This window comes from Thauera aromatica K172, from assembly GCF_003030465.1.
Taxonomy (GTDB): domain Bacteria; phylum Pseudomonadota; class Gammaproteobacteria; order Burkholderiales; family Rhodocyclaceae; genus Thauera; species Thauera aromatica.
The window spans coordinates 2,285,644-2,311,512 of sequence record NZ_CP028339.1; the positions used below are offsets into that span (position 1 = coordinate 2,285,644).

A 25,869-nucleotide genomic window follows, 5' to 3' on the forward strand; every position below is an offset into this window, starting at 1 on the left:
CCGATCTACAGGCCAGCCGAGCCCCGCCTACACCGAGAACACCGTGAGCGACACCGTTCAAGACCACTACACCGAAGACGACTTCGAATCCCTGCTCGACGACGCGGAAAGCAACGCCGCCAACGACTGGGAAGAGGGGTTCGTCGCCGACATGAAGGCGCGCTTTCAGCAGTACGGCAAGCGCATGTACATCAGCGCCGCGCAGCGTTCGCACCTCGAGCGCATCGCGGACGACGAGGGCTGACCCATGATCCGCAACATCGTTGCCTACCCGCTCCCGCGCGGCTGGCCGCACCTCGCTCATGAAACGGCGGCACTGCTATCCCGCCGCGAGTTCCAGGGCTGCGGTGCCCTAGATACTGCTCACGCCGGCTTCGTGCCGCCGCGCGACGACGCTGCGCTGTGCGAAGCCATCGCCGGACGTTATCTGTTCTGCCACCAGCATGAAGAGAAGATCCTGCCCGCCTCCGTCGTCAACGAGTACGTCGAGATCAAGTGCGAGGAGATCGAGCAGCAGCAGGGCTACAAGCTCGGTCGCAAGCAGCGCACGATGGTCAAGGAAGAGGTCGTCACCGAACTTCTGCCGCAGGCCTTTACCAAGAAGCGCCGCACGCTCGCATGGATCAACAGCGAGCGCGGGTGGTTGATCATCGAGGCCACGAGCACCAAGCGTGCTGAGGACGTGCTCGAAGATATGCGCCACGCCCTCGACACCGTGCCTGCAGGGCTACTCAGCACCGAAGTGAATCCTGCTCGCGCGATGCTTCGCTGGCTAGCCGATCAGGAGGCGCCGGATCGCTTCACCATCGACTCGGATTGCGAGCTCGTCTCCTTCGCAGAGGATGAGGGTGTCGTTCGGTACACGAACTGGGATCTCGCCGGCGAAGACATCCAGCACCAGATCTCCATCGGCCGCGCGCCTACCCTGCTCGGGCTGACGTTCGATGATCGCGTCAGCTTCATCATGACGAACCGGCTCGAGCTCAAGCGGATTCTCCTGCTGGACATTGTCACCGCCGGACAAGAAGAGGCGGACGACGCGATCGCCAAGTTCGACGCCGATTTCACTCTGGTCGCCGCCGAGATTGAGGGCGTACTGGAAGCGCTGGTCGACGAGTTGGGCGGGCTGGCGAAAAAGGGTGATCCAGATCTCGTCGACATGGGCAACGGCGGCGCAGAGCCTGGCCGTAGCACTGGTGATCTACGTCGTGAAGTGCGTTCGGCGTTCGAAAAGCTGGCCGAGGGGGTCGCGGCCCATGGCGGCAGCATGACGATCAGCACCGGAGACGACCAGGTCATCGTTGGCGTGGGCAACGACCTCGACCCGCTATACCACGACGCAAAACGCATCGTGATCGAACAGGGCCGCCCCTCCATCTCCCTGGTCCAGCGCCACCTGCGCATCGGCTACAACCGCGCCGCGCGCCTCATCGAGCAGATGGAGACCGACGGCCTCGTCTCCGCGATGCGGGCCGACGGCACTCGTGAGGTGCTCGCAGCATGAAACTCCACTCCATCCACGCCGACGGCTTCCTCGGCGCGCGCACGATCGACCTGCCGCTCATCGAGCCGATCACTCTGGTCGCCGGCCAGAACGGTGCCGGCAAGAGCAGCCTTAAGGACGCCATCAGCTTTGCCCTGGTCGCCGACCTGTGCCGCGTCAGTAAGAAAGGCGACGCCGAAACCCTCATCAGCGAGGGGGCCTCCGCCGCCCGGGTGTTCGTCCAGACCGACACCAGCGATTTCGAAGTGCACATCAGCAAGGCCGGCAAAATCACCGATCACGCCTCCGGCCGTGAGCCGCACGCGGCCCTGCCCTTCGTCCTGGACCCTGCCCGCTTCGCGCAGCTCGCCGAGGCCGACCGCCGCATCATGCTCTTCGGCCTGCTGGGTATCGAGACAAGCCACAAGGCCATCGGCGAGCGCATGACCCGGCGCGGCCTGAGCGCGGAGAAGATCGCCGCGGTGCTCCCGCTGCTGCGCGCCGGCTTTTCCGCCGGCGAGAAGCACGCCAAGGAACTGGCATCCCAGGCCCGCGGCGCGTGGAAGGCGGTCACCGGCGAACCCTACGGCGACAAGAAGGCCGAAGGCTGGGAGCCGCCGCCGGTCGCAGCGCTGGCAGGGGACCCCTCCGCTCTGGCTGAGAACGCGGAAGCACGTGCGCACGAGTTCGCTCAGCAGGTTTCCGATCTGCAGCAGGATCTCGGCGCCGCTCGCGCAACGCGGGAGGCGGCTCAGCAGCGCGCGGTCCGTATCGAGCGTCTGCGTGATCAAGCCGGCATGGTCGAGCGCATCAAGAGCCGGCTGGCTACCGCCGAGGAAAACATTTCCCACTGCAAGGCGCAGCTCACCGCCGCCGGCAGCGAAGATCCGAAGGCGCCGGGCAGCTACCTGCTGCGCGGTATGGCGAGCACCCTTGGCGAGTTCGTCGAGATCGCAGACGACGCGGGAATCGACGCCAGCCTCACCAACCGCGCACGCACCCACCTCGCCGAGTACCGCAAGCTGCACGGCGACCCCAACGCTAAGCCCGCCGATCCGGCACGCCTGGCGGAGATTCGCCATGCCCTCCAGACGGCCGAGTCTGGCGCGGCGAACGCCCGCAGGGATCTCGCTGCCGCCGAAGCCGCCGGTGCTGAGCTTGAAGATCTCGAAAAAGCCGCGCAGGCCGAGACCCCGAAGACCGGCGACATCGAGACTCGACTAGCCGATGCCCAGCGCCGCCTCGCGGACTGGCAGACGGACGCCCGCAAATACCGCGACGCTACCGGCGCCGCAGAGCGTCGCACGCAGCAGATCGCCAGCGCTGCAGCGCATCACGCCGACGTGCAGCAGTGGTCCGCGATCGCCGATGCGCTGAGCCCGAACGGGATCCAGGCTGAAATGATCGCCGAGGCGCTCGGTCCGCTGAACGCGCGCCTTGCCGAACATGCTGCACTCGCGCAGTGGCAGCCGCCGCGCATCGGAGCCGACATGGCCATCACCGTCGGCGGCCGGCTCTACCCGCTGTTGTCGGAGAGCGAGCGCTGGCGCGCCGACGCGCTGCTCGCGGTAACGATCGCCCAACTGTCCGGCCTTCGGCTGGTCGTGCTCGACCGCCTGGACGTACTCGACACCGCCGGTCGAGAAGACGCGCTGTTCTGGCTCTCCGATGTGGCCGAGACCGGGCAGATCGACACCGCAATCATTCTCGCCACGCTGAAGGCCGCGCCCCCGGCCAAGGCCTTGCCGCCGCACATCGCAAGCCACTGGATCGAGCACGGAACCCTGATCGCCACCCACACCAACCAGCAAGACCTGGAGGCAGCATGAAGCCCATCCTCTTCTACGACACCGAGACAACCGGCCTGCCCGACTTCAAGGCCCCGTCCGAAGCGCCTCACCAACCCCACATCGTCCAGCTCGCCGCCCTGCTGGTCGATCCCGATTCACGCCAGACCATCGCCAGCATGGACGTGATCGTGCGCCCCGATGGCTGGACGATTCCCGCCGAAGTCGCGGAGGTGCACGGCATCACGACCGAGCGCGCAATCACCGTCGGCGTGTCCGAAAGCACTGCGCTCGGGCTGTTCCTTGACCTGTGGCACGCCGCCGATTTTCGCGTCGGGCACAACGAGAGCTTCGATGCCAGAATCGTCCGCATCGCCCAACACCGCTTCGAATGCGGCGAACTCGACGTCTGGAAGGAAGGCCGCGCCGAGTGCACCGCCCGCCTGGCCACGTCGATCTGCGCAATCCCGCCCACCGATCGCATGCGCGCCGCCGGTCGATTCCATCACAAAACCCCGAACCTCGTGGAAGCCTACCGCCACTTCACCGGTCGCGACCTGGATAACGCTCACAGCGCAATGGCCGATGTGCAGGCCTGCCGCGACGTCTACTTCGCAATCCAAGACAAAAGGAACGCAGAAGCCAGCGAGGGGACCGCATCGTGAAAGCCCGCGACAACCTCCCTCTGCGCGACCAGATCGTCGCCTTCTTGAAGGCTCGCAACGAGGCCACGCTCAAGCAGATCACCGCGTCGACCACCGAGCGCGACTTCCCGTCGCGCGTAACGGGCGAACTGAACAAGATGCGGACCGACGCCCTGGTCGAGTGCGAAAAGAAGAAGGGCAAAAACGAGCTGTGGTACTGGCTCGCCGCGCCCGCCAATGCGGTGATGCAAGACGCCCAGCCGGCGGTGGCGAAAAACACCGGCAGCAGCGCATTGGACCCTCTGTCTCCCTCCGAGGGCGCTGCCGTCCAACCAAAGCCTGCGCCGGTCGCTGTCGCCTCTACTTCGACGGCGCCGGCTGCGGTTCTGCTCGGCGTGCTCGCCGACATCCGCGCCGCAATCGGCGACAGCGGGCAGATCATGCTCGGCGGGCTGGCCGAGCACATCCGCGCCATCCACGACCTCGGCGAGGCGCACAGGCGGGCATGCATTCTGTGGGAGCGGTCGATGATGGACGCCGTCGGCGAGGACGGCGTCGGCGATGTCGTTACGGCAATCGGCAAGCTGAAGGATGACCTGCGCGACGCGCACCTGGAGCTCGCCGTGATCCGCGAGTTGCTCGCCGAGCGCATCGGCGGCGAGATCGACCCGAGCGACATGAGCGAGAGCGAAATCGCCCGCGCCGCGGCGCAGGTGATCGACCGGCACGACGACGAGCTTGTCGAGCAGGCGAAGACGATCATTGACCTGCACGGCCAGCTCGACACCATTGCCGCAGCGCTCCCCGACGCGCGCTACATGGACCCGCCTGACGGCGGCAGCGTGACGCTTGCCGAGCAGGTCGCGCGCATGCGTGCCGACCTCGCGAACGCCGCCGCCCTGAACACGAAGCTCGAGCACCTCCTCGGCGTCGAGCGCACCGCGAACGAGGCCCTGCGCGAGCAGATCGACCACATCACGCACGGCGGCGAGCCGGAGATCGACGGGACCCTCATCGACGGCTACGCCGTGGTTGTGCCGAAGCGGCCGATGCGCCGTTTCACGGGGCACGACAGCGCCGTGGCCGCGGCGATGGCGGCCGCACGCAACGGCAGCGGGCGCGGCGACGTCTTCGCGCTGGTGCCGGTCGGCCGCGCCGTGCGCGGCGCTGAATGGAAGGGGGCGGGCAGATGAACCGCGACCAGATCGAAACCGGCGGGCCGGCATTCCCGATGCAGGAACCCCAAGCGATCCACGCCTACGCCGTCGCAGCGGTCGAAGGGATTACGGACCCGGACGAGCGTGATCGCGCGTATCTCAAGGCGCGCGGCGAGGCGGTCGGCGGGATGAGTCTGCGCGACTACTTCGCAGCGAAGGCGATGCAGGGGTTTGCAGCAGACTCCGATACCGCATGGGGTGATGGTGTAAATGGGGTCGCCCGAACTGCATATGAATGGGCGGACGCCATGCTGCGAGCACGGAGGGCGTGATGAAAGAACGCCCGGTTCTGTTCTCGGCACCAATGGTGCGCGCGATTCTCGAAGGACGGAAGACGCAGACGCGCCGGGCCGTGAAGATCACGAACCGCACGCCTGGCCTGGCCGCCTGCCTGCAGCCGGCTGACCCGGCATGGGTGAGGAAGAAGACCGCCGCCGAACTGTGCCCCTACGGCCAGCCCGGCGACCGGCTGTGGGTGCGCGAGGCGTGGGCAGAAGGTTGGACATATGGGGGTGCGAGGCGCTGCGTCTTCTACCGTGCGACATTGGATGGTCTGCAGGGCGATGCGGAGACGGGCATCAACCACGACCCGAAGCTCGGCGCATCTCCACCGAACATCATTCGGTGGCGTCCATCCATCCACATGCCCCGCTGGGCCTCGCGCATCCTCCTGGAAGTGACTACCGTTCGCGTCGAGCGGCTGCAGGATATCAGCGAGGCCGACGCAATCGCGGAGGGCATCCTCGAACAGCGCAGTCAGACTGACGCAGGATGGGTCGATTACTGGCCTAGCGAGGATGGCGAGCCGTTCGCGCGCGCCTCGGAGGCATACCGCGCCCTGTGGGAGTCGATCAACGGCCCCAGTTCGTGGACGGCAAACCCGTGGGTGTGGGTCATCACGTTCAGGAGGATCGAGCAATGAACCGCCGCCGCCTCCGCGCCCGCCCCACCATCGCCGACATGGCCAAGGCCTTCGGCTGCGTCGACGCCATGCTCGACAAGCTTTCGCAGGGCTGGATCCACGAGATCCAGGGGCAGCCGGTGTTCAAGAACCCCGCCGACGAAACCTGGTACGACATCCCCGCCGCGCTCGCCGGCTGGATCGATCTGTGGCAGCGCATCGCGACGAAGCGCTCGCTCGACATCGACCTGAAGCCGCTCGCCAAGCTCGCCGCGAAGCTGAACCACGGCGTGCCGCTGCAGCCCGCCGAGGTCGCCGCCTGCATCGAGATCGTCACGGCCTGCAAGCGCGCCTACCGGCGGATGGACGTCTATGAGATCGGCAGCCTCGTGCGGACGCAGCTGATCGCGAACGAGGTCGAACTGCACGGGCTGACGGGGGTGGAGGCATGAAGCGCGACGCCTTCACACTGCCCCTGCTCGCCGAGGAGCTGATCATCGACAACTTCGCCGGCGGCGGCGGGACCTCGACCGGCCTCGAAGCCGCCTTCGGCCGCCCCGTCGATATTGCGATCAACCACGACCCGGAAGCGCTCGCGATGCATGCGGCGAACCACCCGCACACGCGGCACCTGTGCGAATCGGTGTGGGACGTCGATCCGCGCGAGATCAAGGGGCCGGTCGGCCTGGTGTGGCTGTCGCCGGACTGCAAGCACTTCAGCAAGGCGAAGGGCGGCAAGCCCGTCGAGAAGAAGATCCGCGGCCTCGCATGGGTCGCGCTGCGCTGGGCGGCGGTGAAGCGCCCGCGGGTGATCATGCTCGAGAACGTCGAGGAGTTCATCACCTGGGGCCCGCTCATCGAGCATCCGGACGGCACGATGCGGCCCTGCCCGCGGCGCAAGGGCCGCGAGTTCGGCGCCTTCACGAACGCGCTTCGCCGGCAAGGCTACTCGGTCGATTGGCGCGAGCTGCGCGCCTGCGACTACGGCGCGCCGACGATCCGCAAGCGCTTCTTCCTGATCGCGCGCCGCGACGGGCTGCCGATCCGCTGGCCCGAGCCGACGCACGGCCACCCGGCGAGCCGCGAGGTCCTCGCCGGCCACCGCAAGCCGTGGCGCACGGCTGCCGAGTGCATCGACTGGACTCTACCCTGCCCGTCGATCTTTGAGCGCAAGCGCCCGCTTGCTGATGCCACGCTGCGCCGGATCGCGAAGGGGGTGATGCGGTACGTGGTGGAGGCTGTGGAGCCGTTCATCGTCGGACTCGCTCACGGCGAGTTCAGCGAGCGAGCCGGCAGCCGTACCCATGCACTGCACGACCCGATGCGCACGATCCACGCAGGCGGCGGAAATTTCGCACTGGTCGCCCCGGTGCTGACCGAGTGCGCGAACGCCTCCTCCCCGCGCAGCATGCCGATCGATGAACCTCTGCGGACGATCTGCGCCGAGACGAAGGGCGGGCATCACGCCCTCGTCGCCGCCTTCATGGCGAAACACTACGGCGGCGTGGTCGGCCACGAACTGCACGGCGAGCCGCTTCATACCGTCACGAGTCAGGACCACAACGCACTCGTCGCCTCGCACCTGGTGAAGCTGCGGAACAACGGCGTTGGCAGCGATCACCGTGAGCCGCTTCACACCATCACCGGCGGCGGCGAGCACTTCGGCGAGGTCCGCGCCTTCCTCGTGAAGTATTACGGCACCGATCAGGACCCGCGCCTCGAGGAACCGCTCCACACGGTGACCACGAAGGACCGCTACGGCCTGGTCACCGTCGCCGGCGAGCAGTACCAGATCGCCGACATCGGCATGCGGATGCTCGCCCCGCGCGAACTCTTCCGGGCGCAAGGCTTCCCCGAGCACTACATCATCGGCGACGACCCGGCGCAGGGCCTGTGCCTGACGAAGTCGGCGCAGGTACGCATGTGCGGGAACTCCGTCTGCCCGCCGGTCGCGCAGGCGCTGGTGACGGCGAATTTCGAGCACGAGAAGGCGTGGAGGGTTCAGGCATGACCAACATCGTCTATCGCATCCAAGATGCCGATGGCCGCGGCCCTTGGAAACTCGGATTCTCGCGGCACTGGGTCGAGGATCGCGACGACCATGACCTGTTGATCCCGTGGTACCGGGAATTCGGCCGCGTCGATCAGCGCGCCATTGTCGGCATGCACATCGGCTGCGGCTGTCGCACCGAAGAGCAGCTTCGGCGGTGGTTCACGCCCACCGAGTACGCGCGCCTCGTGGAGTTCGGCTATCGCGCCGTGCAGATGGAAGTCGGCCGCATTCTGGCCGAATCGAACATCCAGTGCGTGTTCGAGCGGGTGAGGCCGCTACGATGGGATGTCGAGCCGTTCGCGCTGTACGAGATCGGCGTGAAGGGAGTGACGGCATGACCCGCGACCTCTCCCTCTTCGAAGGCGGCGCCCGCCTGCAGATGACGGAATCGATCGAGCTGACGATCCAGTCGATGCGGGCCCACGGCCCGCGGCACGATCACTGGGTGTTCGCATGGTCCGGCGGCAAGGACTCGACCGCGACGCTCACCCTGATCCTCTACCTCATTGCCGCCGGCAAGATCGCGGCGCCGAGGCGCATCACCGTGCTGTACGCCGACACCAGGCAGGAACTGCCGCCGCTGGCCATTGCTGCGCAGGAGATCATGGACTGCCTCGCCGAGCGCGGCGTCGCGTACCGCATCGTCCGCGCGCCGCTCGACAAACGATTCCTGCCCTACATCCTCGGCCGCGGCGTTCCGCCTCCGAACAACAACACGCTTCGGTGGTGCACGCGCCAGATCAAGGTCGATCCGATGACGGCCGCGATCGCCGAGACCCTCGCTGACGGTACCGCACTGGTGATCACCGGCGTGCGCCAGGGCGAGAGCGCGATCCGCGACCGCCGCATCGAGATGAGCTGCAGCAAGGACGGCGCAGAGTGCGGCCAGGGCTGGTATCAGCAGGTCCTGCCGGAGTCGAAGGGCGTGCGCGGCCGCATCGCCACCCTCGCGCCGATCCTGCACTGGCGCGTCTGCCACGTCTGGGAATGGCTGCGGCACTGGGCCCCAACTGCGGAGTTCGGCGAGTGGCCGACCGAGGTCATCGCCGACGCCTACGGCGGCGACGAGGCCGAGGAGATCAACGCCCGCACCGGCTGCGTCGGCTGCCCGCTTGCGCAGGAGGAGAAGGCGCTCGAGGCGATCCTCGCCATGCCGCGCTGGCAGTGGCTGGCACCGCTGCGTCGCCTGAAGCCGATCTACCGGGAACTGCGCGAGCCGAGGAACCGGTTGCGCAAATCCGGCGCCGAGACGCGCAAGGACGGCTCGCTCGCTGCCAACCCGCAGCGCATGGGCCCGCTCACCTTCGAGGCGCGCGAATGGGCGCTCGCCGAGATCCTGAGCATCCAGGCCGAATGCAACGCCGCACGGCCTACGCGCGTGCCGGCGCTGTCGCTGATCGACGGCGAGGAAGAAGCCCGCATCCGCGAGCTGATCGCCGCTGGCACCTGGCCAGACGGATGGAGCGGCGATGAGCCGCATGCGGACGAGTTCCTCGGCGTGACCGTGTATGCGAACGGTGCCGAGCAGCACGATCTATTCGGACTTGAGGAAACAGCATGACCACAAAACCCCTCACCGCAATCAAGCCGATCTACGTCGACCTCCCGACCGTTGCCGAGATCGTCGCGCTGTCGGTCACGACGGTGCAGGAACTCGTCAGGCAGGGGCAATTCCCGGCCCCGCGCCAGACATCCGGCCGCCGCGTCGCCTGGCTGGTGCGCGAGGTCGAGGAATGGGCGGAGAGCCGGCCGACCTCGAGTCTGTTGCCGCCGCCGAATACGGGGGCGAAGAAGCCGCGGAAGCAGGTTGCGGCGTAACGACCGAAATGAGCGGACCTGAGCCGCTTTTGGCGAAGGTCCGCTCGATGAACTAGTTCGACGGCACGAATACCGGAGAGGATGAAACGATGAGCACTGAACTGGACCTCGACGATGTGGCATCGCAGAGCAACAAGGCGGTCGCGGAACTGGCTGCGCTGCGCACGGAACTCGCGATCCTGCGGGGTCAGATTGCGACTGCGCCTCGCGGCATTTCTGCGGAGGCGGATTTCGAGCGAATGACGTGGACATTTGAGATTGAGCAGGGATGCCGGGTCGGTGGCGGCACCTACGCGCTGGTGTGCCTGCCGTCGAACGACCAAGGCAAGCGGACCGAACGAAGCGCAGCGAAGTGAGTGTCCGCCTTGGGCACCGAGTTGCCCGACGGCCAATCAGAACGAGGACAGTCAAATGGATAAACCACACCGGGCCGTGAGGCTCACCCTGAAGATGGAGGCGGACTCTCCGCACGAACTGGCTACCGCACTGATGAACTTTGCCGTGCAGATCGAGCGCGGCGAGGTTTCGAAAGGCGTCAGCGGAGGGTGCAGCAGCGGCGCGATTTACGAACTGCTGCACGCGCCGGAGCAGACGCACGAAGCATATTTCGAGCAGGTGCGCGAGTACCTGGCGAGCAAGTCGGGCAACGCAGAGCTGAAAGGCGCCTGCACGAAAGAGCAACAGGACCAGTGACGCCGGCTGTTCAGGCGTCCTTTCGAGCGCCGGGTTAGCCGGCACAGTAACCACGGAGAATGGCATGGCACTGCAATGCACAACGATGCAACAAGAGGACGCGCTGGCCGCTGTGATTGGCGAGCGTTCTTTCCAAGACCAGAAGTGGGGAACCATCACCGAGCACCCGCACGAGGTTGGTTCCTGGCTCACGATCATGCGGCAACTGCTGAACGATGCCGAGCGGGCCTACATGAGCCAACGCGGCGACATTGGCGCCCTGGACGAACTGCGCAAGGTCGTAGCGGTCGGCGTGGCCTGCATGGAGCAGCACGGCGTTCCGTCCCGCTTGCGCAAGGAGCCCGCCATCAACCTGGACGGCTACCGCGAGGCGGGCAGCGCCCTGGCTGGGTGACGGCTAACTCCAATTAACAGAGAGAAATCGTCGGTTGGCGTTCCACGATCACCCGGAAACCCTTGCCATGACTGAAACCATCGAACAAACCGCGACAGTCGCCACGGCGCAGCAGCCGCGCCTGATGGATCGGGTACGGGCGGCGCTCCGGGTTGCGCACTACGCGCTGAGCACGGAGCGCACGTACTGTCACTGGATCAAGCGCTACATCCTGCACCACAACAAGCGCCACCCGCTCGACCGGATCTCCTGACGTTACCTTCGAGCCAGCCCCTCCAGGTGCGCATCCAGACGTCGGAGCCACTCCACCCGCTGATCGTCGTAGGAATGCAGGTTGTACGTCCCGACGATCCCCGGCTGCATGTGCCCGATGACCGCCTCGCCGACCTCGTTCGGGCAACCGATCGACGCGAGCAGCGTGCGCGCTGTCCGGCGCAGATCGTGCGGCGCCCAGTGCGTCACCGGCAACCGCGGCCTCGGCTCATCCGGCCTCGTGCGGCTGTAGGGCTGGTGGTGATAGACGGCGACCTGCACCGTCTTCTGCTCGACAGGCTTCACGACCTTCGTCTTCGCCGGGAACAGATAGCCAGCCCCGTACAGATCCTTCCGGCGTAGCACGACCGTGCGCGCGCGCCCGAAGAGCGGTACGCGCAGGTCCGTGGCGTTCTCGTGGCGGGCGTTCTTCGTCTTCTCCTTCGGGCACTGCCACCACAGAATGCCGTCCGCCTCCTCGCGCACTTCGCTGCCGGACATGCCGCAGATCTCCGCGCCGCGCGTCGCCGTCCAGAGGTAGAGCGTCAGCACGTCCTCGACGAGCGAGGAGAAGTTCGGCAGCCATCGGATGACCTCGCCTGTCTCGTCGGCCGTCAGTACGCGCTTCGACGTGCCGACGTGCTGGCCGCCAATCTTCTTCCCCTTGCTCTTGATCTTGCCTCTCAAGATAAGTCGCCACCAGTTCGGCGATGTGTCCGGCAGCCTCCCCGAGTCGATCGCGTAGTCCCACGCCGCGCCCAGTTCCGAGCGGAGGTTCTGCGCCTGCACCGGGGCACGCTCAGCGATGGACCGGATGAGGTCAAAGGCCTGGCTGCGGGTGAGCGTTGCTGCAGGGAGGGAGGCGGTTGCGCCGAGGTCCAGATCGAACATGCGCCGGACCTCGGCTGCGCCCTTCCGTTGCCGGGTGATGCGGATGTGTCCGGCGTAGTAGTCGTTGCACACGTCGAGCACGGTATAGGCGGCGGTCATGGCCTGCCGGCGCTTCGCCTCGACCTGCCGGCGCTTCTCTGCCCGCGCTTCCTTCGCAGCAAGCGCGGGATCTTCCCCGGCCTCGCGCGCCCTGCGCAGCCCATCCCACGCCGCGACAGCCAGATGCACCGACATCGCCGGCCACTCGCCGAGCTTCGTCTGTCGCATGCGCCCGTCGATCGGGCTCTTGTAGCGGTACGTCCACGCGCGGCCGCTCTCCGTGGCGACGATCCGAAGACCGGGGAATTCAGGGCTGGTAAGATGCTCGCCCGCAGGCAGGAGCTTGATGGTGCGTGCGTCGAAGGTCATCCTGGCGTAACTTCGGCTATGACGTTACCGTCCCGGCGTAACTTCGGATTTGGGATGCCGGCGTAAGATCGGTTTCTGGATGGCCAAAAGCTACGCCAATCTGCCAAGTGTTGGCAAGTTTTGACGTGTGCAGGCGTTACTACCGGTAAAACTGCAGGCCGCTCGGATTCACATACGAAACAACGGATTAGGCTGCAAATTGACGGTAAAACAGGACGTTACGGACGAGGGCATCGCGAGTCACACGCCAGTGATGCAGCAGTACCTGCGGCTCAAGGCGCAGCATCCTTCCACGCTGCTCTTCTACCGCATGGGCGATTTCTACGAGCTCTTCTTCGAGGACGCGGAAAAAGCTGCGCGCCTCCTCGACATCACCCTGACCACCCGCGGCCAGTCCGGCGGCAGGCCGATCCGGATGGCGGGCGTGCCCTTCCACGCCGTCGAGCAGTACCTCGCCCGCCTGGTGAAGCTGGGCGAATCGGTGGTGATCGCCGAGCAGGTCGGCGAGCCGGGCGCGACCAAGGGGCCGATGGAGCGCGCGGTGAGCCGCATCGTCACCCCCGGTACGCTGACCGACGCCGCGCTGCTCGACGACCGCCGCGACGCCCTCCTGCTGGCGGCCAGCGTGCACCGCGGCGTGCTCGGCCTGGCCTGGCTCAACCTCGCCAACGGCGACTTGCGCCTCATGCAGTGCGCGGCCGAGAACCTGCAGGCCCAGTTCGAGCGCCTGCGCCCGGCCGAAGTCCTCGTTCCGGACGGCCTTGCGCTGCCGCTGCTCGAGCGCCTCGTGCCGGCACTGCGGCGCCTGGCCGACTGGCAGTTCGACCCCCAGACCGGCCTCCGCCTGTTGACCACGCACTTCGGCACCCGCGACCTCGCCGGTTTCGGCGTTGCCGAGACCGGCGCGGACGGCCTGCCGCTGGCGCTCGGTGCGGCGGCGGCGCTGTACGACTACGCCCAGGCCACCCAGCGCCAGACCCTGGCCCACGTCACCGGCCTCACCGTCGAACGCGAATCCGAATACCTGCGCCTGGACGCCGCGACCCGGCGCAATCTCGAACTGACCGAGACCCTGCGCGGCGAACCTGCCCCCACCCTGCTGTCGCTGCTCGACGGCTGCGTCACCAGCATGGGCTCGCGCTGGCTGCGCCATGCGCTGCACCACCCGCTGCGCGAGCGCGCCATCCCCGCCGCACGCCAGGCCGCAGTCGCGGAGCTGGTCGGCGAAACCACCGACTACGGCATCGACAGCCGCGACGGCCGCCTGGCCGCAGCGGTGCGCACAACGCTGCGCGGCGTCGCCGACGTGGACCGCATCACCGCCCGCATCGCGCTGCGCAGCGCGCGCCCGCGCGACCTCTCGGCGCTGCGCGAAAGCCTCGCCCGCCTGCCCGCGCTGGGTGAGGCCTTGTCGGCGTGCGGCGCGGCGCTGCTGGTCGAGCTGCGCGCTGCGCTGGAGATCGCCCCCGACCCTCTGGCCCTGCTGCAGCGCGCGATCGCCGCCGAGCCCGCCGCCATGGTGCGCGACGGCGGCGTGATCGGACCCGGCTTCGACCCCGAACTCGACGAACTGCGCGCGATCCAGAGCAATTGCGGCGAATTCCTCCTCGCCCTTGAAGCGCGCGAGCGCGCGCGCAGCGGCATCGCCAACCTCAAAGTGGAGTTCAACCGCGTCCATGGCTTCTATATCGAAGTCAGCCGCGCCAACGCCGACAAGGTGCCCGACGACTACCGCCGCCGCCAGACGCTGAAGAACGCCGAACGCTATATCACCCCGGAACTGAAAGCCTTCGAAGACAAGGCCTTGTCGGCGCAGGAGCGCGCCCTGGCACGCGAGAAACTGCTCTACGACCAGATCCTCGATGCCCTCGCCGGCCACATTCCGGCACTGCAGCGCATCGCCCGCGCGCTGGCGACGGTAGACGCGCTCGCCGCCTTCGCCGACGCTGCGCTGCGCAACGGCTACGTGCAGCCGCGCTTCATCGACACCCCCGGCGTGCACATCACCGGCGGCCGCCACCCGGTGGTCGAACGCCAGGTGGAAAACTTCATCCACAACGACGCCCGCCTCGCCCCCACCCGCCGCATGCTGATGATCACCGGCCCCAACATGGGCGGCAAATCGACCTTCATGCGCCAGGTCGCGCTGATCTGCCTGCTCGCCCACGTCGGCAGCTTCGTCCCGGCCGAGGCTGCCGAGCTCGGCCCGCTCGACGCGATCTTCACCCGCATCGGCGCCTCCGACGACCTCGCCTCCGGGCGCTCGACCTTCATGGTCGAAATGACCGAAGCCGCCGCCATCCTGCACGGCGCCACCGCCCACAGCCTGGTGCTGATGGACGAGATCGGGCGCGGGACCTCCACCTTCGACGGTCTCGCGCTGGCCTTCGCCATCGCCCGCCACTTGCTGGAAAAAAACCGCAGCCTGACCCTGTTCGCCACCCATTATTTCGAACTCACCCGGCTCGCCGCCGACTACCCGGAGTGCGCCAACGTGCATCTGGACGCGGTCGAGCACGGCCACCGCATCGTCTTCCTGCATGCGCTGGAGGAAGGCCCGGCGAGCCAGAGTTACGGCATCGAGGTCGCCGCGCTCGCCGGCATTCCGGCAGGCGTGATCCGCGACGCCAAGCGGCGGCTGCGCGCGCTGGAGAACCGCGAGATCGACGCCGGCCCGCAGGCCGACCTGTTCGCCGCCCTGCCCGAGCCCGAGGACGAACCCCTGTCGCACCCGGTATTGACCGAACTGGCCGCGCTCGACCCCGACACCCTCAGCCCGCGTGAGGCGCTCGAGCACCTCTACGCCCTGAAGCGTCTGGCCGACGCCTGATCGAAACAGGTTTCCAGGGATGAATCCACCGATCGATATTTCCGAACAAGCCGGTGTGCGCTACCTGCACTTCGGCTCCGACTGGATCCAGGGCGCGATGCGCATCCGCCGCCCCCATGCGCTCGAACTCGCCTATACCCGCGAGATGATGGCGGGCCTGCTGCTGCGCGACGGCCTTGCCGCCGACGGTGGGCGCTGGCCGAGGAAAGTGCTGATCATCGGCCTCGGCGCCGCCTCGCTGGCACGCTTCGTCCATCACCACCTGCCGCAGGCGCGCATCCGGGTGGTCGAGATCGCCCCCGCGGTCGTCGCCGCGGCACGGCAGTTCTTCAAGCTGCCCGCCGAGGACGCGCGCTTCTCCATTCACCTCGGCTGCGGCGCGCAGTACGTGCTGGAGCGCGACGAGACCTGGGACTACATCCTCGTCGATGGCTACGACCGCAACGCCCGCGCCGGCGCCCTCGACACCCTGCCGTTCCACCAGGCGCTGCATGCGCGACTGAGCGAGCACGGCTTGATGGCGGCGAACCTGTTCGGCCGCGCGCGCGGCTACAAGGCCAGCCTGGAACGTATCGTCCATGCCTCCGGGGGGCGGGCGGTGGCGTTTCCGTCCTGCGACAGCGGCAACGTCGTCGCCTTCGCCGCTGCCGGGGAGCCGGTCGAACGCAGCATGGATGAGTTGCGCTTGCGCGCACGCCAGCTGAAGGAAGAAACCGGGCTCGACCTGGGACCGACCGTGACCCGGCTCGAACAGTCGGGCACCCTGCCCGGCGCGCACTTGCGCCTTTGAGGCCGGCGGCCGCACTCGGCGGTGCCCCTGGGGGCGGCAGGGATACGCACCTGCAGACGCCGCCGCCACCCCGCAGGCATGGTCAGAACGGCCGCGGTCGAGGTATTGTCCACTCGTAACAAGGGGGCCGGGCCGGCCCTTACCGAGGTAGAAGCAAGATGAACACTTTTCTGATCACGCTCGCCGTCGTCGGCATCGTCATCGCCGCAATGGCCATCGGCGTCATGTTCGGGCGCAAGCCGATCGCCGGCAGCTGCGGCGGCCTGGGGTCGCTCGGCCAGGATTGCGAGTTCGGCTGCAAGAAGCCCTGCACCAAGCGCCAGGCCCGCATGCGCGCCGCGAGCGCCGAACAATCGAACTGAATGACACGATAAAAACCGGGAAAAACCATGCTCAGTTCCCTGCTCGTCAAAGACTACATGATCGGCGACCACCTCGCCTTCACCGCCCGGACCGACCTGCTCAAGGCGGTGCATACCTTGCTCGAGCACGGCTTGAGCGGTGCTCCGGTGGTCGATGAAAACAACCGCCTGATCGGTTTCCTGTCCGAAAGGGACTGCCTCAAGGCGACGCTCGATGCCTCGTATTTCCGCCACGAAGCGGGCGAGGTGCAAGAATTCATGAGCCGGGACGTGAGCTCGATTGCCGGCGATGCCAGCGTGATCGATGCCATCCAGATGTTCCTCGCCAACCCGCATCGCTGCCTGCCGGTCGTCGAAGGCTCGCGCCTGATCGGCCAGCTCTCGCGTGCCGACATCCTCAAGGGGCTGGAAAAACTGCGCCGTGACGGGCGCTGAGCACGGCGCCGGCGCGATCAGGCTGGCGCAGCCGTTTCGGACTCCGGCGGCAGCCACAGGCACAGGCCCTTGTTCGCCTTCGCGATCTCTTCCAGCACCGCCCGGTGGGCCTGCAGTTCGGCCGCACTCGGGCGCAGCACCGGCAATGGCGCGCGCGCGCTCAGCGCTGCCGCCGCGCTCGCGACGTCGCTCGCCGCGGGTTCGTCCTCGAGCCCGATCATCAGGCTCTCCTGCCCTCGCGTCATCGCCAGATAGACTTCGGCGAGCAGTTCGGCATCGAGCAAAGCGCCGTGGAGTTCGCGGCGGGCGTTGTCGATCGAGTAGCGCTCGCACAGCGCGTCGAGCGAGGCCTTCTTGCCCGGATTCTGTTCTTTCGCCAGCCGAAGGGTATCGATGACGCCGGAGCACAGGCTGCTCAACCGGCCACGGCCGAGCAGTTCGAGTTCGCAATCGAGAAAGCCGACGTCGAAGCTGGCGTTATGGATGACCAGTTCGGCGTCGCGCACGAAGTCCTCGAACGCCTCGACGACGTCGGCGAACTTCGGCTTGTCGGCGAGGAATTCTTCGGTGATGCCGTGCACGGCGACCGCTTCGGCGGCAATCGGGCGCCCTGGGTTGATGTAGACGTGGAAATGCCGGCCGGTGAGGCCGCGGCTGAACAGCTCGACGCAGCCGATTTCGATGACACGGTCGCCGTTGCGCCAGTCCAGGCCGGTCGTTTCGGTGTCGAGCACGATTTGTCGCATGGGAACCGCTCCTTTGTTCTTCAGCCTTCGACCGCCGCTCCGGCGCGCCGCACCGCTTCCACACCGCGGCGCGCGAGGGCGTCGGCACGCTCGTTTTCCGGGTGCCCGGCGTGCCCGCGTACCCATAGCCACTTGACGTGGTGGCGGGATGCCGCGGCATCGAGGGCGCGCCACAGATCCTCGTTCTTCACTGGCGCCTTCGACGCCGTTTTCCAGCCGCGCGCCTTCCAGCCGTGGATCCATTCCGAAATCCCTTTCTGGACGTACTGGCTGTCGGTATGCACGCGCGCCGACACCGGGCGCTTGAGCGCATCGAGGGCGCGGATCACCGCCAGCAGTTCCATCCGGTTGTTGGTGGTGTCCGGCTCGCCGCCCCACAGCTCCTTCTCGTGCATGCCGGCGCGCAGAATCGCACCCCAGCCGCCGGGACCGGGGTTGCCGCTGCAGGCGCCATCGGTATAGATATCCACTTCTTCCGTCATCTAATGCGTTTTCCTCGTGTCGCCGTTGCGTTGGGCAAGCGGCGAAAGTCTTTTCGAGTGAGCCTTGCGCCCGCGCCATCGGGGCGTGATCAGGCGCATCCCATGAACCCGCTTGACGCCGTGCAACAGGTAAGCGGCCCCCAGCACCGGCCACCAGCGCGCTCCGGCCCGATCCATGAAGCGCCAGCGCTCCAGCCACTGCGCGCGGTGGACCGGCGGGACGAAACAGCCGCAGTCGCTGCCGCGGATCTCGAAGCCGAGCAGGTTCAGCCAATCCCGGATGCGCATTGCACTGCGATACTGGCCATTCCATGGCACCGCGGTGGCGCGGCATCCGAGCACACGGCGCAGCCCCCACAGGCTGATCGGGTTGAAGCCGGTGATCACCACGCTCCCTTCGGCCACCAGCACGCGCTCGACTTCACGCAGCACCTCATGCGGATGGCGCGAGAACTCGAGCACATGCGGAAGCAATACCAGATCGAGGCTGGCGCTGGCGAACGGCAGTTCGAACTCGTTCGCCTGCACCTGCGCGCCCGCAGCCGGCGCGCAGCCGAAACGGTGCGGCATCCGGTTCGCGCGCAGCAGGTCGATTTCGGGCAGGCCGATCTGCGCGGCGTTATAGCCGAAAATATCGGCCACGGTGCGATCCACCCCATCTTGTTCCCAGGCGAGCAGGTAGCGTCCCTGCGGCGTCTGCAGCCAGCCCTGAAGATCGAGGATTGACATCGGCACTCAGGTCCTCACAATTCAGGGATGGACATTATCCCCCTTCCCGCTTTCCGCGATAACTACATCTGGCTGGTGCACGACGGCCGTCACGCCCTTGTCGTCGATCCGGGCGACGCGGCTCCGGTGCAGGACGCGCTGGCACGCTACGGTCTGACCCTGTCGGCGATTCTCCTCACCCACCACCATCCCGACCATGTCGGCGGCGTCAGTGCCCTGTGCGCCCGCCACCGGGTACCGGTCTACGGCCCGGCGGCCGAGCGTATCGAGGGGGTGGACCGGCCGCTCGGCGACGGCGACCAAATCCGCCTTGATGCCCCGGCGGCAGCGTTTCACGTGATCGAGGTACCGGGCCACACCGCCGGTCATATCGCCTTCATCGGCACCGGCCCGAGCAGCGGAGTGCTGTTTTGCGGCGACACCCTGTTTTCCGCCGGCTGCGGTCGCCTGTTCGAAGGCACCCCAGCGCAACTGGCGGCCTCGCTGGCCCGACTCTGCGCCCTGCCGGACGACACCTGGGTGTATTGCACCCACGAATATACCTTGTCCAACCTCGCCTTCGCACGCGCGGCCGAACCCGACAACGACGTGCGCGACGCCTATGCGCTGCACTGCGAGGCACTGCGTGCGCGCGGCGAACCGACCCTGCCCAGCACCATCGGCCGGGAAAAAGCCGTCAACCCCTTCCTGCGCTGCACACAGCCGGCGGTGCTCGATGCACTTGCCCTCGAAACCGGCACCCGGCCGGCCGACGCCCTTGCCTGCCTGACCGCCCTGCGGGCCTGGAAAGACCGTTTCTGACCTGGCGCCGATGCTCGCACGCCTTTCCGCGCCGACGCTGCGCGCAGCACTGCGGGCGGCGCTATGCGCGGCCCTGTCCCTGGCGGGCGGAGCGGCAGGCGCCGAAGACATTGCTCCCCCGGTGAACGCGGCCGCAACGGACGAGGACACCGTATCCCAGGCGTCGACCGCTCCTGCCCCGCCCGCCGGTATCGAATCCGCCGCCCCCGAACGCGTTCTCACGCTGGACCTGACCCGCGACGCCAACGATATCTGGGACCGTATCCGGCGCGGCTTCGGCATGCCCGATCTCGACAGCGAACGGGTGATCGACCAGCAGGCCTTCTTTCTGAACCGTCCCGGATTCCTGAAGCAGGTGTTCGCTCGCGGCGGGCGCTACCTGTATTACATCGTCGACGAACTCGAGCGTCGCGGCATGCCCACCGAGATCGCCCTGCTGCCGATGATCGAAAGCAGCTACGACCCGATGGCTTATTCATCCGCCCACGCCTCCGGGCTGTGGCAGTTCATTCCCTCGACCGGCAAGCACTACAACCTCGCCCAGGACAACTGGGTGGACGAGCGCCGCGACGTGATCGCCTCGACCCAGGCCGCCCTCGACTACCTGCAGCGCATCTACGACATGCACGGCGACTGGCACCTTGCGCTGGCTTCCTACAACTGGGGCGAAGGCGCGGTCCAGCGTGCGCTGCGGCGCAACGCCGAGGAAGGCCTGGCGCAGGAGTACTCGCACCTGCGCATGCCGGAACAGACCCGCAACTACATCCCCAAGCTGCAGGCGATCAAGAACATCGTCGCCGAACCCGAGCTGTTCCATTTCGAACTGCCCTACGTGGCCAACGAACTGCACTTCGTCACCGTCGACGCTCCGGTCGGCGTGGATCTGGCAACCGCCGCCCGGCTCTCGAACATGCCGCTCGATGAGTTCCTGGCGTTGAACCCGGGGTTCAACCGTCCGGCGATCACCCTCCCCGGGCAGACCTTCGTCGTCCCGACCGACCGTGCCGAACGGCTCGAGGAAGGGCTGGCCGAACTGGTCCGCAGCGGCAAGGGCTGGCGCATGCACGTGCTGGGCGCCGGCGAGCGCCTGGACGCCGTGGCCGCCCGCCACGGGCTGAGCCTCGCCCAGTTGCGCAAACTCAACGGCCTCACTCCGGCGAGCAAGCCGGGACCCGGCCATGCGCTGCTCGTGCCCGACGGAATCGAACCCGAGGGCGCGCTGGAAGTCAGCCGGCTGTTGCCTTTTTCCGCGGCGGTGGCACGCCAGCCGGGGCTGAAACTCGGAACCGCGGAAGCGCGGAACAGCCGCCCGCGGCTCGAATCCGCCGGGTCTTCCGCCCGCAACGCCACGCCCAAGAGCGGCAGGAAGGCGCACCAGCGCCCCGCCGCCGGGGACTGATCAACGCTCCCGCCGCGGCCAGTGGCAGCGTACGCGATGCTCCCGGCCGAACTCGGTAACCGGCGGGTAGCTGATCCGGCAGACATCGGTCGCATACGGGCAGCGAGGGTGGAAATGACACCCGCCGGGGGGGGCGAGCGGCGAGGGCAAATCGGCAAGAGCCTTCCCACCGGCAGGCGCTTGCAGTGCGTCTCCTCCCCCGAACCCACCTTCCCCGCCTTCCCCACCGTGGGTCTCCCCTCCTCCGCGGTCGAGCCGCGGCACCGCCGCCAGCAGGGCTCGCGTATAGGGATGGAGCGGCGCCTTCAGGACGCGCTCGACCGGGCCTTCCTCGACGATACGGCCGAGGTACATCACCGCCACTTCGTCGGCCAGATATTCGACCACGGCGAGGTTGTGGGTGATGAACAGATAGGCCAGTCCATGGCCGCGCTGCAGCTCGCGCATCAGGTTCAGCAGCTGGGCCTGGACCGACACGTCGAGCGCACTGGTCGGCTCGTCGCACACGATCACCCGGGGCGAGACCGCCAGCGCCCGGGCCACCGCGATCCGCTGGCGCTGGCCGCCGGAAAACTCGTGCGGATAGCGCCAGCGCATGTCCGCCGCCAGCCCGACGCGTTCGAGCAGATCGCCGACCCGGGCATGGCGGCGCTGCGCGTCGGGCTCGACACCGAGCGCCACCATGCCCTCTTCGATGATCTCGCCCACCCGCATGCGCGGATTGAGCGAAGCGAAGGGGTCCTGGAAAACCATCTGCACCGCGCGTCGCATCGGTTGCAGGGCCGAAGCCGGGAGCGCAGTGATGTTTTCGCCGTCGAGGTAGAGCTCGCCGGCGGTCGGCGGAATCAGCTTCAGGATCGCCTTGCCCACGGTAGTCTTGCCGCAGCCCGACTCGCCGACCAGGGCGAGCGTGCGCCCCGCGGCAAGCTGCAGGCTGACACCATCGACCGCCTTCACCTGGGCCACCGTGCGCTGGAGCAGGCCTTTGCGCACCGGGAAATGGACGACAAGATCCTCTACCTGCAGCACCGGCCGGGCACTGTGCGGACGATCGGCGGCGACGAGCGGAAGCGGTGCGTCGAGGCCGCGCGGCACGCTGACGCCTTCATACAGGTGACAGCGCACCGCCTGTGCGCCCACCGCATGCCAGGCGGGGGCCTCGTCGTCGCAGCGATCGAAGGCGGCCGGGCAGCGCTCGGCGAAGCGGCAGCCGTGAAAATGCCGGTCCAGCGCCGGCACGCTGCCTTCGGGCGCATCGAGCGGGGCGCCGCGCCGCGCCGCGCCGGGAAGTGCGGAAAAAAGCTTGCGCGCATACGGGTGGAGCGGAGTGCGGAAAAAATCGGCGCGGCGACCGGTTTCGATCAACTCGCCGGCATACATCACCCCAACCCGATGCGCCATCCGGGCGACCACCCCGAGATCGTGGGAGATCAATAGCATCCCCATCCCCCGCTCGCGCTGGATGGCAGCGAGTAGGTCGAGCACCTGGGCCTGGATGGTGACATCGAGCGCAGTCGTCGGCTCATCGGCGATCAACAGCTGCGGCCGGCCGGCCAGGGCCATCGCGATCATCACGCGCTGCTTCATCCCCCCGGAAAACTGGAAGGAGAAGTCCTGCAGCCGGCGCGCGGGAGCGGGAATGCCGACCGCCTCGAGCAGACGACAAGCCTCGGCCTCGAGCGCCGGGCCGCGCACGCCATGGCAGGACAGCGCCTCGGCGATCTGCGCTCCGACCGTCATCACCGGATTCAAGCTGGTGGCCGGCTCCTGGAAAATCATCCCGATCCGCCCGCCGCGCACGCGGCGCATCGCCGACTCGGGCAGCGCCAGCAGATCCTCTCCCCCCAACCGCACCGCCCCGCCGGCAACACGGCCGCCATCGGGCAGCAGGCGGCTCAGCGCGAGCGCGGTCATCGACTTGCCGCAACCGGACTCTCCGAGTAACGCGAAGGTTTCCCCCGCATCGATTTCGAAGGCTACGCCGTCTACCGGGCGGATCTCGCCTCCCTCGCGCCCGATCACCACGGCAAGGTCGGAAACCTGCAGCAGCGGCACAGCCGACGGTGCCCCGGCGGAGGGCCGGATGAGCGGCGGGACCAGCGGCGAAGAAAGAAAAGGAGGAGCGTTCATGCCTGTGCCGAAGAGCCTCGGGCCGGTGCGCTGCGCACGGCCGCCGCCGGCCGCATCGGGACTACAGCGGGACCGCAGCGGGAAAGCGCAGCCGCGCGCGAAAAGGGCCGCACCTGCGGCCCTTGCAATGATCAGTGGTGATGACCGCCGGGGCCGTGGACATGGCCGTGGGTGATTTCCTCGGCGCTTGCCGGACGGACTTCGGCGACGGTGACGTCGAACATCAAGGCCACGCCGGCGAGCGGGTGGTTGCCATCGACCACGACCTTGCCCTCGGCGATTTCAGTGATGCGATAGACCAGGTCTTCCTCGCCATCGTCGGAGACGCGCTCGAAGCTCATGCCGACTTCGATGTTGTCCGGAAACAGCTTGGCGTCCTCGACCAGGATCAGTTCCTCGTCGTACTCGCCGAAGGCATCGTCGGGCTGCAGCTTGACCTGAAGCTTGTCGCCGACCTTCTTGCCGTGCAGGGCCTCCTCCAGCATCGGGAAGATACCGTCGTAGCCGCCGTGCAGATACACCAGCGGATGCGAACCGTCATCGATGACGGCACCATCCGGGTCGCGCACGGTGTATTGCAGCGTCACGACGCTATTCTTGACGATTTCGTTTTCCATTCTGTGATTCCAGTTCCTTGACCAGTTCGAAAACCGCAGCCGCATGGCCGCGGGGCGTCACATCGTAGAGTGCGTGGCGAATCCTGCCCTGCTTGTCGATGATGAAGGTCGACCGCCGCACACCCATTTTCTTCACTCCGTCGACTTCCCGTTCCTGCCATACCTTGTACAGCCGGCACACCTCGGTGTCGGTATCCGACAGCAGCCGGATCGACAGGCCTTCATGGTCGCGGAACTCCGCGTGGGTGAGACAATCGTCCGGACTCACACCGACCACGATGCAGTCGTAGCGGGTGAAATCGTCTTCATGGTCGCTGAAATCGGCGGCCTGAAGCGTGCAGCCCGGGGTCTTGTCGCGAGGGTAGAAATAGAGGACTACATGGTGTTTGCCGGCCGAGGATGCGAGATCGAAAGTTTCCATGTCCGCATCCGGCAATGAAAAAGCGGGGGCGATGTCTCCGCTCTTCAGCATGATGTCTCCCTGACGTGGGTGGGATTCTAGCCGAGACCCCCGGCGAACACTACCGCCGGAGCGAGCCGCGAGAGGGGGACGGATCGGGGTGTGCATGAAGGCGTATCTCCCAGTGCTTGTCGATGCGCCGGTGCCATCTGCCGACACCGTGCTGAAGCAATAGCGCAGATTTCGGCAAGGCTCAAGATGCAGTGCATCAACAGACGCGGCGACGCTTGCAGTGCAGCACCGCGTGCCCCCCCGGGGCGAGCGATGCCCGTGGGACGAATTCCCCTTGCCCGCACCGGAAAGCTGTTTAAAATTACAGCTGGATCATGGAGGCCCAATGAGCACCCGCAACGAAACCCTCACTGCCCGCCAGCAGGAAATCCTCGACTTCATCCGCAGCACGGTCGAATCCGAAGGCCGCCCTCCGACCCGCGCCGAAGTGTGCACCGCATTCGGCTTTCGCTCGCCCAACGCCGCGGAAACCCATCTGCGGGCGCTCGTCGCCAAAGGCGCGATCCTGCTCGAGGAAGGCCGCGCACGCGGCATCCGCCTCGCCGAAGGACTCGGCCTGCCGCTGGTCGGCCGGGTTGCCGCCGGCAGCCCGATCCTCGCCGCGGAACATGTCGAAGCCCGCTATCAGCTCGACCCCGCCCTGTTCTCGCCCAAGGCCGACTACCTGCTGCGCGTGCGCGGGATGAGCATGCGCGATGCAGGCATTCTGGACGGCGACCTGATCGCCGTCCATCGCAGCGGCGAGGCGCGCAACGGCCAGGTCGTGGTCGCCCGCGTCGATGACGACGTCACCGTCAAGACCCTCCAGCGTAAAGGCGACATCATCGAGCTGCTGCCCGCTCACCCCGATTACACCCCGATCGTGGTCGACACCCGGCATGCCGCGCTGGTCATCGAAGGGATCATGGTCGGCCTGATCCGCAAGGATCACTGAACCCATGTCCGCCCCTATCCTTAGCAGCGCCGCCCCCTTGGCGGGAGATCGTGCCCGCCGGCGCGCCCTCTTCAATCTGCTCGTAGCGCTGCTCGCCCTGCCGGCCTGCTGGCTGCTCTTTTCCCAGCTCGACAAAATCTGGCCCGTCGTCGTCGCGATGGAAGGCGCACGCTTCATGGCCGCGGCAACCCTGCTCGGCGCCGCGATGGCGCTCGGCCCGCTGGCGGCGGCACTCGGCTTCCTGCTCGCCGTGTGGTTCGGGGTGGACAGCGTCTACCGCCCGCGCCGCCGGCCCTCGCCCCGGCTCGACCGCCTCATCGTCGCGCTCGGCCTGCTGGTCTGGTTCGTCCCCGCGCTGACCGCAGCTGGCATTGCCGGCCAGGCCGTGGCAATCGGTCGCATCCACTTCGTGCGCCCGCCGCGCGACTATCTTCTCGCCACCGACCCGGTCGCCTTCTGGCAGGGAGTCGGGTTCTGGCTGATCATGGCGGGCCTGTCCGGCTTTCTCGCCTGGCGCTACTGGCGCCCCCGGCTGCTGCCGGCATCTGCGCCCCGGAGCTGACTCAGACGATCGACTCAGGCGATTGATCCAGGCAACGGC

Annotated in this window: 31 protein-coding genes; 24 read left to right on the forward strand and 7 right to left on the reverse strand. The window is 67.3% G+C overall.

What is annotated here, in order from left to right; all coding sequences use genetic code 11:
• Positions 1-43: 43 nt before the first annotated feature.
• The 16 genes from Tharo_RS10845 (at position 44) to Tharo_RS10920 (ending at position 11,243) form a co-directional block, all read left to right on the forward strand.
• Positions 44-244: a hypothetical protein gene (locus Tharo_RS10845; RefSeq protein ID WP_107221206.1), complete on the forward strand. Its 201-nt coding sequence runs from the start codon at positions 44-46 to the stop codon at positions 242-244.
• A 3-nt stretch (positions 245-247) separates the two neighbouring features.
• Positions 248-1,504, forward strand: a complete 1,257-nt coding sequence (gene rdgC / locus Tharo_RS10850) for a recombination-associated protein RdgC (RefSeq protein ID WP_107221207.1) — start codon at positions 248-250, stop codon at positions 1,502-1,504.
• A complete protein-coding gene (locus tag Tharo_RS10855) occupies positions 1,501-3,312 on the forward strand; it encodes an AAA family ATPase (RefSeq protein WP_107221208.1) in 1,812 nt (603 codons plus the stop codon). The genes rdgC and Tharo_RS10855 overlap by 4 nt, the downstream gene beginning before the upstream one ends.
• Positions 3,309-3,935 (forward strand): 3'-5' exonuclease, encoded by a 627-nt coding sequence (locus Tharo_RS10860; RefSeq protein WP_107221209.1) that lies wholly within the window; start codon positions 3,309-3,311, stop codon positions 3,933-3,935. Before Tharo_RS10855 ends, Tharo_RS10860 begins: the two co-directional genes overlap by 4 nt.
• Positions 3,932-5,107 (forward strand): hypothetical protein, encoded by a 1,176-nt coding sequence (locus Tharo_RS10865; protein WP_107221210.1) that lies wholly within the window; start codon positions 3,932-3,934, stop codon positions 5,105-5,107. Before Tharo_RS10860 ends, Tharo_RS10865 begins: the two co-directional genes overlap by 4 nt.
• The gene (locus tag Tharo_RS10870; protein WP_107221211.1) at positions 5,104-5,403 is read left to right on the forward strand and encodes a hypothetical protein; all 300 of its coding nucleotides are present in this window, start codon (positions 5,104-5,106) and stop codon (positions 5,401-5,403) included. The genes Tharo_RS10865 and Tharo_RS10870 overlap by 4 nt, the downstream gene beginning before the upstream one ends.
• Positions 5,403-6,053: a hypothetical protein gene (locus Tharo_RS10875; RefSeq protein WP_107221212.1), complete on the forward strand. Its 651-nt coding sequence runs from the start codon at positions 5,403-5,405 to the stop codon at positions 6,051-6,053. Before Tharo_RS10870 ends, Tharo_RS10875 begins: the two co-directional genes overlap by 1 nt.
• The gene (locus tag Tharo_RS10880) at positions 6,050-6,484 is read left to right on the forward strand and encodes a hypothetical protein (protein ID WP_107221213.1); all 435 of its coding nucleotides are present in this window, start codon (positions 6,050-6,052) and stop codon (positions 6,482-6,484) included. The genes Tharo_RS10875 and Tharo_RS10880 overlap by 4 nt, the downstream gene beginning before the upstream one ends.
• On the forward strand, positions 6,481-8,043 hold the full coding sequence (locus tag Tharo_RS10885; protein WP_107221214.1) for a DNA cytosine methyltransferase: 1,563 nt from the start codon (positions 6,481-6,483) through the stop codon (positions 8,041-8,043). Before Tharo_RS10880 ends, Tharo_RS10885 begins: the two co-directional genes overlap by 4 nt.
• On the forward strand, positions 8,040-8,423 hold the full coding sequence (locus Tharo_RS10890; protein WP_107221215.1) for a hypothetical protein: 384 nt from the start codon (positions 8,040-8,042) through the stop codon (positions 8,421-8,423). Before Tharo_RS10885 ends, Tharo_RS10890 begins: the two co-directional genes overlap by 4 nt.
• Positions 8,420-9,646, forward strand: a complete 1,227-nt coding sequence (locus Tharo_RS10895) for a phosphoadenosine phosphosulfate reductase domain-containing protein (protein ID WP_107221216.1) — start codon at positions 8,420-8,422, stop codon at positions 9,644-9,646. Before Tharo_RS10890 ends, Tharo_RS10895 begins: the two co-directional genes overlap by 4 nt.
• The gene (locus tag Tharo_RS10900; RefSeq protein WP_107221217.1) at positions 9,643-9,903 is read left to right on the forward strand and encodes a helix-turn-helix transcriptional regulator; all 261 of its coding nucleotides are present in this window, start codon (positions 9,643-9,645) and stop codon (positions 9,901-9,903) included. Before Tharo_RS10895 ends, Tharo_RS10900 begins: the two co-directional genes overlap by 4 nt.
• 89 nt (positions 9,904-9,992) lie before the next feature.
• A complete protein-coding gene (locus tag Tharo_RS10905; protein WP_107221218.1) occupies positions 9,993-10,259 on the forward strand; it encodes a hypothetical protein in 267 nt (88 codons plus the stop codon).
• A gap of 55 nt (positions 10,260-10,314) precedes the next feature.
• Entirely contained in the window at positions 10,315-10,596 is a 282-nt protein-coding gene (locus Tharo_RS10910) for a hypothetical protein (protein WP_159051688.1), read from the forward strand.
• Positions 10,597-10,660: 64 nt separating this feature from the next.
• Positions 10,661-10,990 (forward strand): hypothetical protein, encoded by a 330-nt coding sequence (locus Tharo_RS10915; RefSeq protein ID WP_107221220.1) that lies wholly within the window; start codon positions 10,661-10,663, stop codon positions 10,988-10,990.
• Between the two features lie 67 nt (positions 10,991-11,057).
• Positions 11,058-11,243, forward strand: coding sequence for a phage integrase N-terminal SAM-like domain-containing protein (locus Tharo_RS10920; RefSeq protein ID WP_245880882.1), 186 nt, complete (start codon positions 11,058-11,060; stop codon positions 11,241-11,243).
• 2 nt (positions 11,244-11,245) lie between these two features.
• Here Tharo_RS10920 and Tharo_RS10925 read toward each other — a convergent pair whose 3' ends face one another.
• Positions 11,246-12,541 carry a tyrosine-type recombinase/integrase gene (locus Tharo_RS10925; RefSeq protein ID WP_107221221.1) on the reverse strand — a complete coding sequence of 432 codons (1,296 nt, stop codon included), beginning with the start codon at positions 12,539-12,541 and terminating at the stop codon, positions 11,246-11,248.
• 253 nt (positions 12,542-12,794) lie between these two features.
• Here Tharo_RS10925 and mutS point away from each other — a divergent pair, with 253 nt between their 5' ends.
• From mutS to Tharo_RS10945, 4 genes are all read left to right on the forward strand, one after another.
• The gene (mutS, locus tag Tharo_RS10930) at positions 12,795-15,371 is read left to right on the forward strand and encodes a DNA mismatch repair protein MutS (protein ID WP_107221222.1); all 2,577 of its coding nucleotides are present in this window, start codon (positions 12,795-12,797) and stop codon (positions 15,369-15,371) included.
• A gap of 19 nt (positions 15,372-15,390) precedes the next feature.
• Positions 15,391-16,161: a spermine/spermidine synthase domain-containing protein gene (locus Tharo_RS10935; RefSeq protein ID WP_107221223.1), complete on the forward strand. Its 771-nt coding sequence runs from the start codon at positions 15,391-15,393 to the stop codon at positions 16,159-16,161.
• A gap of 158 nt (positions 16,162-16,319) precedes the next feature.
• Positions 16,320-16,523, forward strand: a complete 204-nt coding sequence (gene nqrM / locus Tharo_RS10940) for a (Na+)-NQR maturation NqrM (RefSeq protein WP_107221224.1) — start codon at positions 16,320-16,322, stop codon at positions 16,521-16,523.
• Positions 16,524-16,550: 27 nt separating this feature from the next.
• Positions 16,551-16,958 carry a CBS domain-containing protein gene (locus Tharo_RS10945; protein ID WP_107221225.1) on the forward strand — a complete coding sequence of 136 codons (408 nt, stop codon included), beginning with the start codon at positions 16,551-16,553 and terminating at the stop codon, positions 16,956-16,958.
• A 17-nt stretch (positions 16,959-16,975) separates the two neighbouring features.
• Here Tharo_RS10945 and dnaQ read toward each other — a convergent pair whose 3' ends face one another.
• From dnaQ to Tharo_RS10960, 3 genes are read right to left on the reverse strand one after another with little or no spacing between them, the layout of a single operon-like run.
• Entirely contained in the window at positions 16,976-17,704 is a 729-nt protein-coding gene (gene dnaQ / locus Tharo_RS10950; RefSeq protein ID WP_107221226.1) for a DNA polymerase III subunit epsilon, read from the reverse strand.
• Positions 17,705-17,724: 20 nt separating this feature from the next.
• Entirely contained in the window at positions 17,725-18,186 is a 462-nt protein-coding gene (gene rnhA / locus Tharo_RS10955) for a ribonuclease HI (RefSeq protein ID WP_107221227.1), read from the reverse strand.
• The gene (locus tag Tharo_RS10960; RefSeq protein WP_107221228.1) at positions 18,187-18,915 is read right to left on the reverse strand and encodes a class I SAM-dependent methyltransferase; all 729 of its coding nucleotides are present in this window, start codon (positions 18,913-18,915) and stop codon (positions 18,187-18,189) included.
• 27 nt (positions 18,916-18,942) lie between these two features.
• Here Tharo_RS10960 and gloB point away from each other — a divergent pair, with 27 nt between their 5' ends.
• Together gloB and Tharo_RS10970 are read left to right on the forward strand one after the other, a co-directional pair.
• The gene (gene gloB / locus Tharo_RS10965) at positions 18,943-19,716 is read left to right on the forward strand and encodes a hydroxyacylglutathione hydrolase (protein WP_107221229.1); all 774 of its coding nucleotides are present in this window, start codon (positions 18,943-18,945) and stop codon (positions 19,714-19,716) included.
• Between the two features lie 10 nt (positions 19,717-19,726).
• Complete coding sequence (locus Tharo_RS10970; RefSeq protein WP_245880883.1) at positions 19,727-21,115, forward strand: transglycosylase SLT domain-containing protein; 1,389 nt, start codon at positions 19,727-19,729, stop codon at positions 21,113-21,115.
• On the opposite strand, the gene Tharo_RS10975 is transcribed toward Tharo_RS10970, so the two are convergent.
• The 3 genes from Tharo_RS10975 to Tharo_RS10985 form a co-directional block, all read right to left on the reverse strand.
• Complete coding sequence (locus tag Tharo_RS10975; RefSeq protein ID WP_107221230.1) at positions 21,116-23,245, reverse strand: ABC transporter ATP-binding protein; 2,130 nt, start codon at positions 23,243-23,245, stop codon at positions 21,116-21,118.
• A 131-nt stretch (positions 23,246-23,376) separates the two neighbouring features.
• Positions 23,377-23,862 (reverse strand): FKBP-type peptidyl-prolyl cis-trans isomerase, encoded by a 486-nt coding sequence (locus Tharo_RS10980; RefSeq protein WP_107221231.1) that lies wholly within the window; start codon positions 23,860-23,862, stop codon positions 23,377-23,379.
• Positions 23,837-24,334: a peroxiredoxin gene (locus Tharo_RS10985; RefSeq protein ID WP_107221232.1), complete on the reverse strand. Its 498-nt coding sequence runs from the start codon at positions 24,332-24,334 to the stop codon at positions 23,837-23,839. Before Tharo_RS10985 ends, Tharo_RS10980 begins: the two co-directional genes overlap by 26 nt.
• 325 nt (positions 24,335-24,659) lie before the next feature.
• Here Tharo_RS10985 and lexA point away from each other — a divergent pair, with 325 nt between their 5' ends.
• Positions 24,660-25,268, forward strand: a complete 609-nt coding sequence (lexA, locus tag Tharo_RS10990; RefSeq protein WP_107221233.1) for a transcriptional repressor LexA — start codon at positions 24,660-24,662, stop codon at positions 25,266-25,268.
• Positions 25,269-25,272: 4 nt separating this feature from the next.
• Positions 25,273-25,830: a hypothetical protein gene (locus tag Tharo_RS10995; RefSeq protein WP_107221234.1), complete on the forward strand. Its 558-nt coding sequence runs from the start codon at positions 25,273-25,275 to the stop codon at positions 25,828-25,830.
• The last annotated feature ends 39 nt before the right edge of the window (positions 25,831-25,869 follow it).

Excerpts from the sequence above, each read along its gene's own strand:
- lexA (WP_107221233.1), top strand. The coding sequence starts at position 24,660 with ATGAGCACCCGCAACGAAACCCTCACTGCCCGCCAGCAGGAAATCCTC.
- Tharo_RS10860 (WP_107221209.1), top strand. The coding sequence starts at position 3,309 with ATGAAGCCCATCCTCTTCTACGACACCGAGACAACCGGCCTGCCCGAC.
- mutS (WP_107221222.1), top strand. The coding sequence starts at position 12,795 with ATGCAGCAGTACCTGCGGCTCAAGGCGCAGCATCCTTCCACGCTGCTC.
- Tharo_RS10985 (WP_107221232.1), bottom strand. The coding sequence starts at position 24,334 with ATGCTGAAGAGCGGAGACATCGCCCCCGCTTTTTCATTGCCGGATGCG.
- rnhA (WP_107221227.1), bottom strand. The coding sequence starts at position 18,186 with ATGACGGAAGAAGTGGATATCTATACCGATGGCGCCTGCAGCGGCAAC.
- Tharo_RS10925 (WP_107221221.1), bottom strand. The coding sequence starts at position 12,541 with ATGACCTTCGACGCACGCACCATCAAGCTCCTGCCTGCGGGCGAGCAT.
- Tharo_RS10960 (WP_107221228.1), bottom strand. The coding sequence starts at position 18,915 with ATGTCAATCCTCGATCTTCAGGGCTGGCTGCAGACGCCGCAGGGACGC.
- Tharo_RS10900 (WP_107221217.1), top strand. The coding sequence starts at position 9,643 with ATGACCACAAAACCCCTCACCGCAATCAAGCCGATCTACGTCGACCTC.
- Tharo_RS10890 (WP_107221215.1), top strand. The coding sequence starts at position 8,040 with ATGACCAACATCGTCTATCGCATCCAAGATGCCGATGGCCGCGGCCCT.
- Tharo_RS10915 (WP_107221220.1), top strand. The coding sequence starts at position 10,661 with ATGGCACTGCAATGCACAACGATGCAACAAGAGGACGCGCTGGCCGCT.
- Tharo_RS10895 (WP_107221216.1), top strand. The coding sequence starts at position 8,420 with ATGACCCGCGACCTCTCCCTCTTCGAAGGCGGCGCCCGCCTGCAGATG.
- Tharo_RS10975 (WP_107221230.1), bottom strand. The coding sequence starts at position 23,245 with ATGAACGCTCCTCCTTTTCTTTCTTCGCCGCTGGTCCCGCCGCTCATC.
- Tharo_RS10910 (WP_159051688.1), top strand. The coding sequence starts at position 10,315 with ATGGATAAACCACACCGGGCCGTGAGGCTCACCCTGAAGATGGAGGCG.
- gloB (WP_107221229.1), top strand. The coding sequence starts at position 18,943 with ATGGACATTATCCCCCTTCCCGCTTTCCGCGATAACTACATCTGGCTG.
- Tharo_RS10875 (WP_107221212.1), top strand. The coding sequence starts at position 5,403 with ATGAAAGAACGCCCGGTTCTGTTCTCGGCACCAATGGTGCGCGCGATT.
- Tharo_RS10935 (WP_107221223.1), top strand. The coding sequence starts at position 15,391 with ATGAATCCACCGATCGATATTTCCGAACAAGCCGGTGTGCGCTACCTG.
- Tharo_RS10885 (WP_107221214.1), top strand. The coding sequence starts at position 6,481 with ATGAAGCGCGACGCCTTCACACTGCCCCTGCTCGCCGAGGAGCTGATC.
- Tharo_RS10945 (WP_107221225.1), top strand. The coding sequence starts at position 16,551 with ATGCTCAGTTCCCTGCTCGTCAAAGACTACATGATCGGCGACCACCTC.
- Tharo_RS10855 (WP_107221208.1), top strand. The coding sequence starts at position 1,501 with ATGAAACTCCACTCCATCCACGCCGACGGCTTCCTCGGCGCGCGCACG.
- dnaQ (WP_107221226.1), bottom strand. The coding sequence starts at position 17,704 with ATGCGACAAATCGTGCTCGACACCGAAACGACCGGCCTGGACTGGCGC.
- nqrM (WP_107221224.1), top strand. The coding sequence starts at position 16,320 with ATGAACACTTTTCTGATCACGCTCGCCGTCGTCGGCATCGTCATCGCC.
- Tharo_RS10880 (WP_107221213.1), top strand. The coding sequence starts at position 6,050 with ATGAACCGCCGCCGCCTCCGCGCCCGCCCCACCATCGCCGACATGGCC.
- Tharo_RS10870 (WP_107221211.1), top strand. The coding sequence starts at position 5,104 with ATGAACCGCGACCAGATCGAAACCGGCGGGCCGGCATTCCCGATGCAG.
- rdgC (WP_107221207.1), top strand. The coding sequence starts at position 248 with ATGATCCGCAACATCGTTGCCTACCCGCTCCCGCGCGGCTGGCCGCAC.
- Tharo_RS10920 (WP_245880882.1), top strand. The coding sequence starts at position 11,058 with ATGACTGAAACCATCGAACAAACCGCGACAGTCGCCACGGCGCAGCAG.
- Tharo_RS10995 (WP_107221234.1), top strand. The coding sequence starts at position 25,273 with ATGTCCGCCCCTATCCTTAGCAGCGCCGCCCCCTTGGCGGGAGATCGT.
- Tharo_RS10970 (WP_245880883.1), top strand. The coding sequence starts at position 19,727 with ATGCTCGCACGCCTTTCCGCGCCGACGCTGCGCGCAGCACTGCGGGCG.
- Tharo_RS10905 (WP_107221218.1), top strand. The coding sequence starts at position 9,993 with ATGAGCACTGAACTGGACCTCGACGATGTGGCATCGCAGAGCAACAAG.
- Tharo_RS10980 (WP_107221231.1), bottom strand. The coding sequence starts at position 23,862 with ATGGAAAACGAAATCGTCAAGAATAGCGTCGTGACGCTGCAATACACC.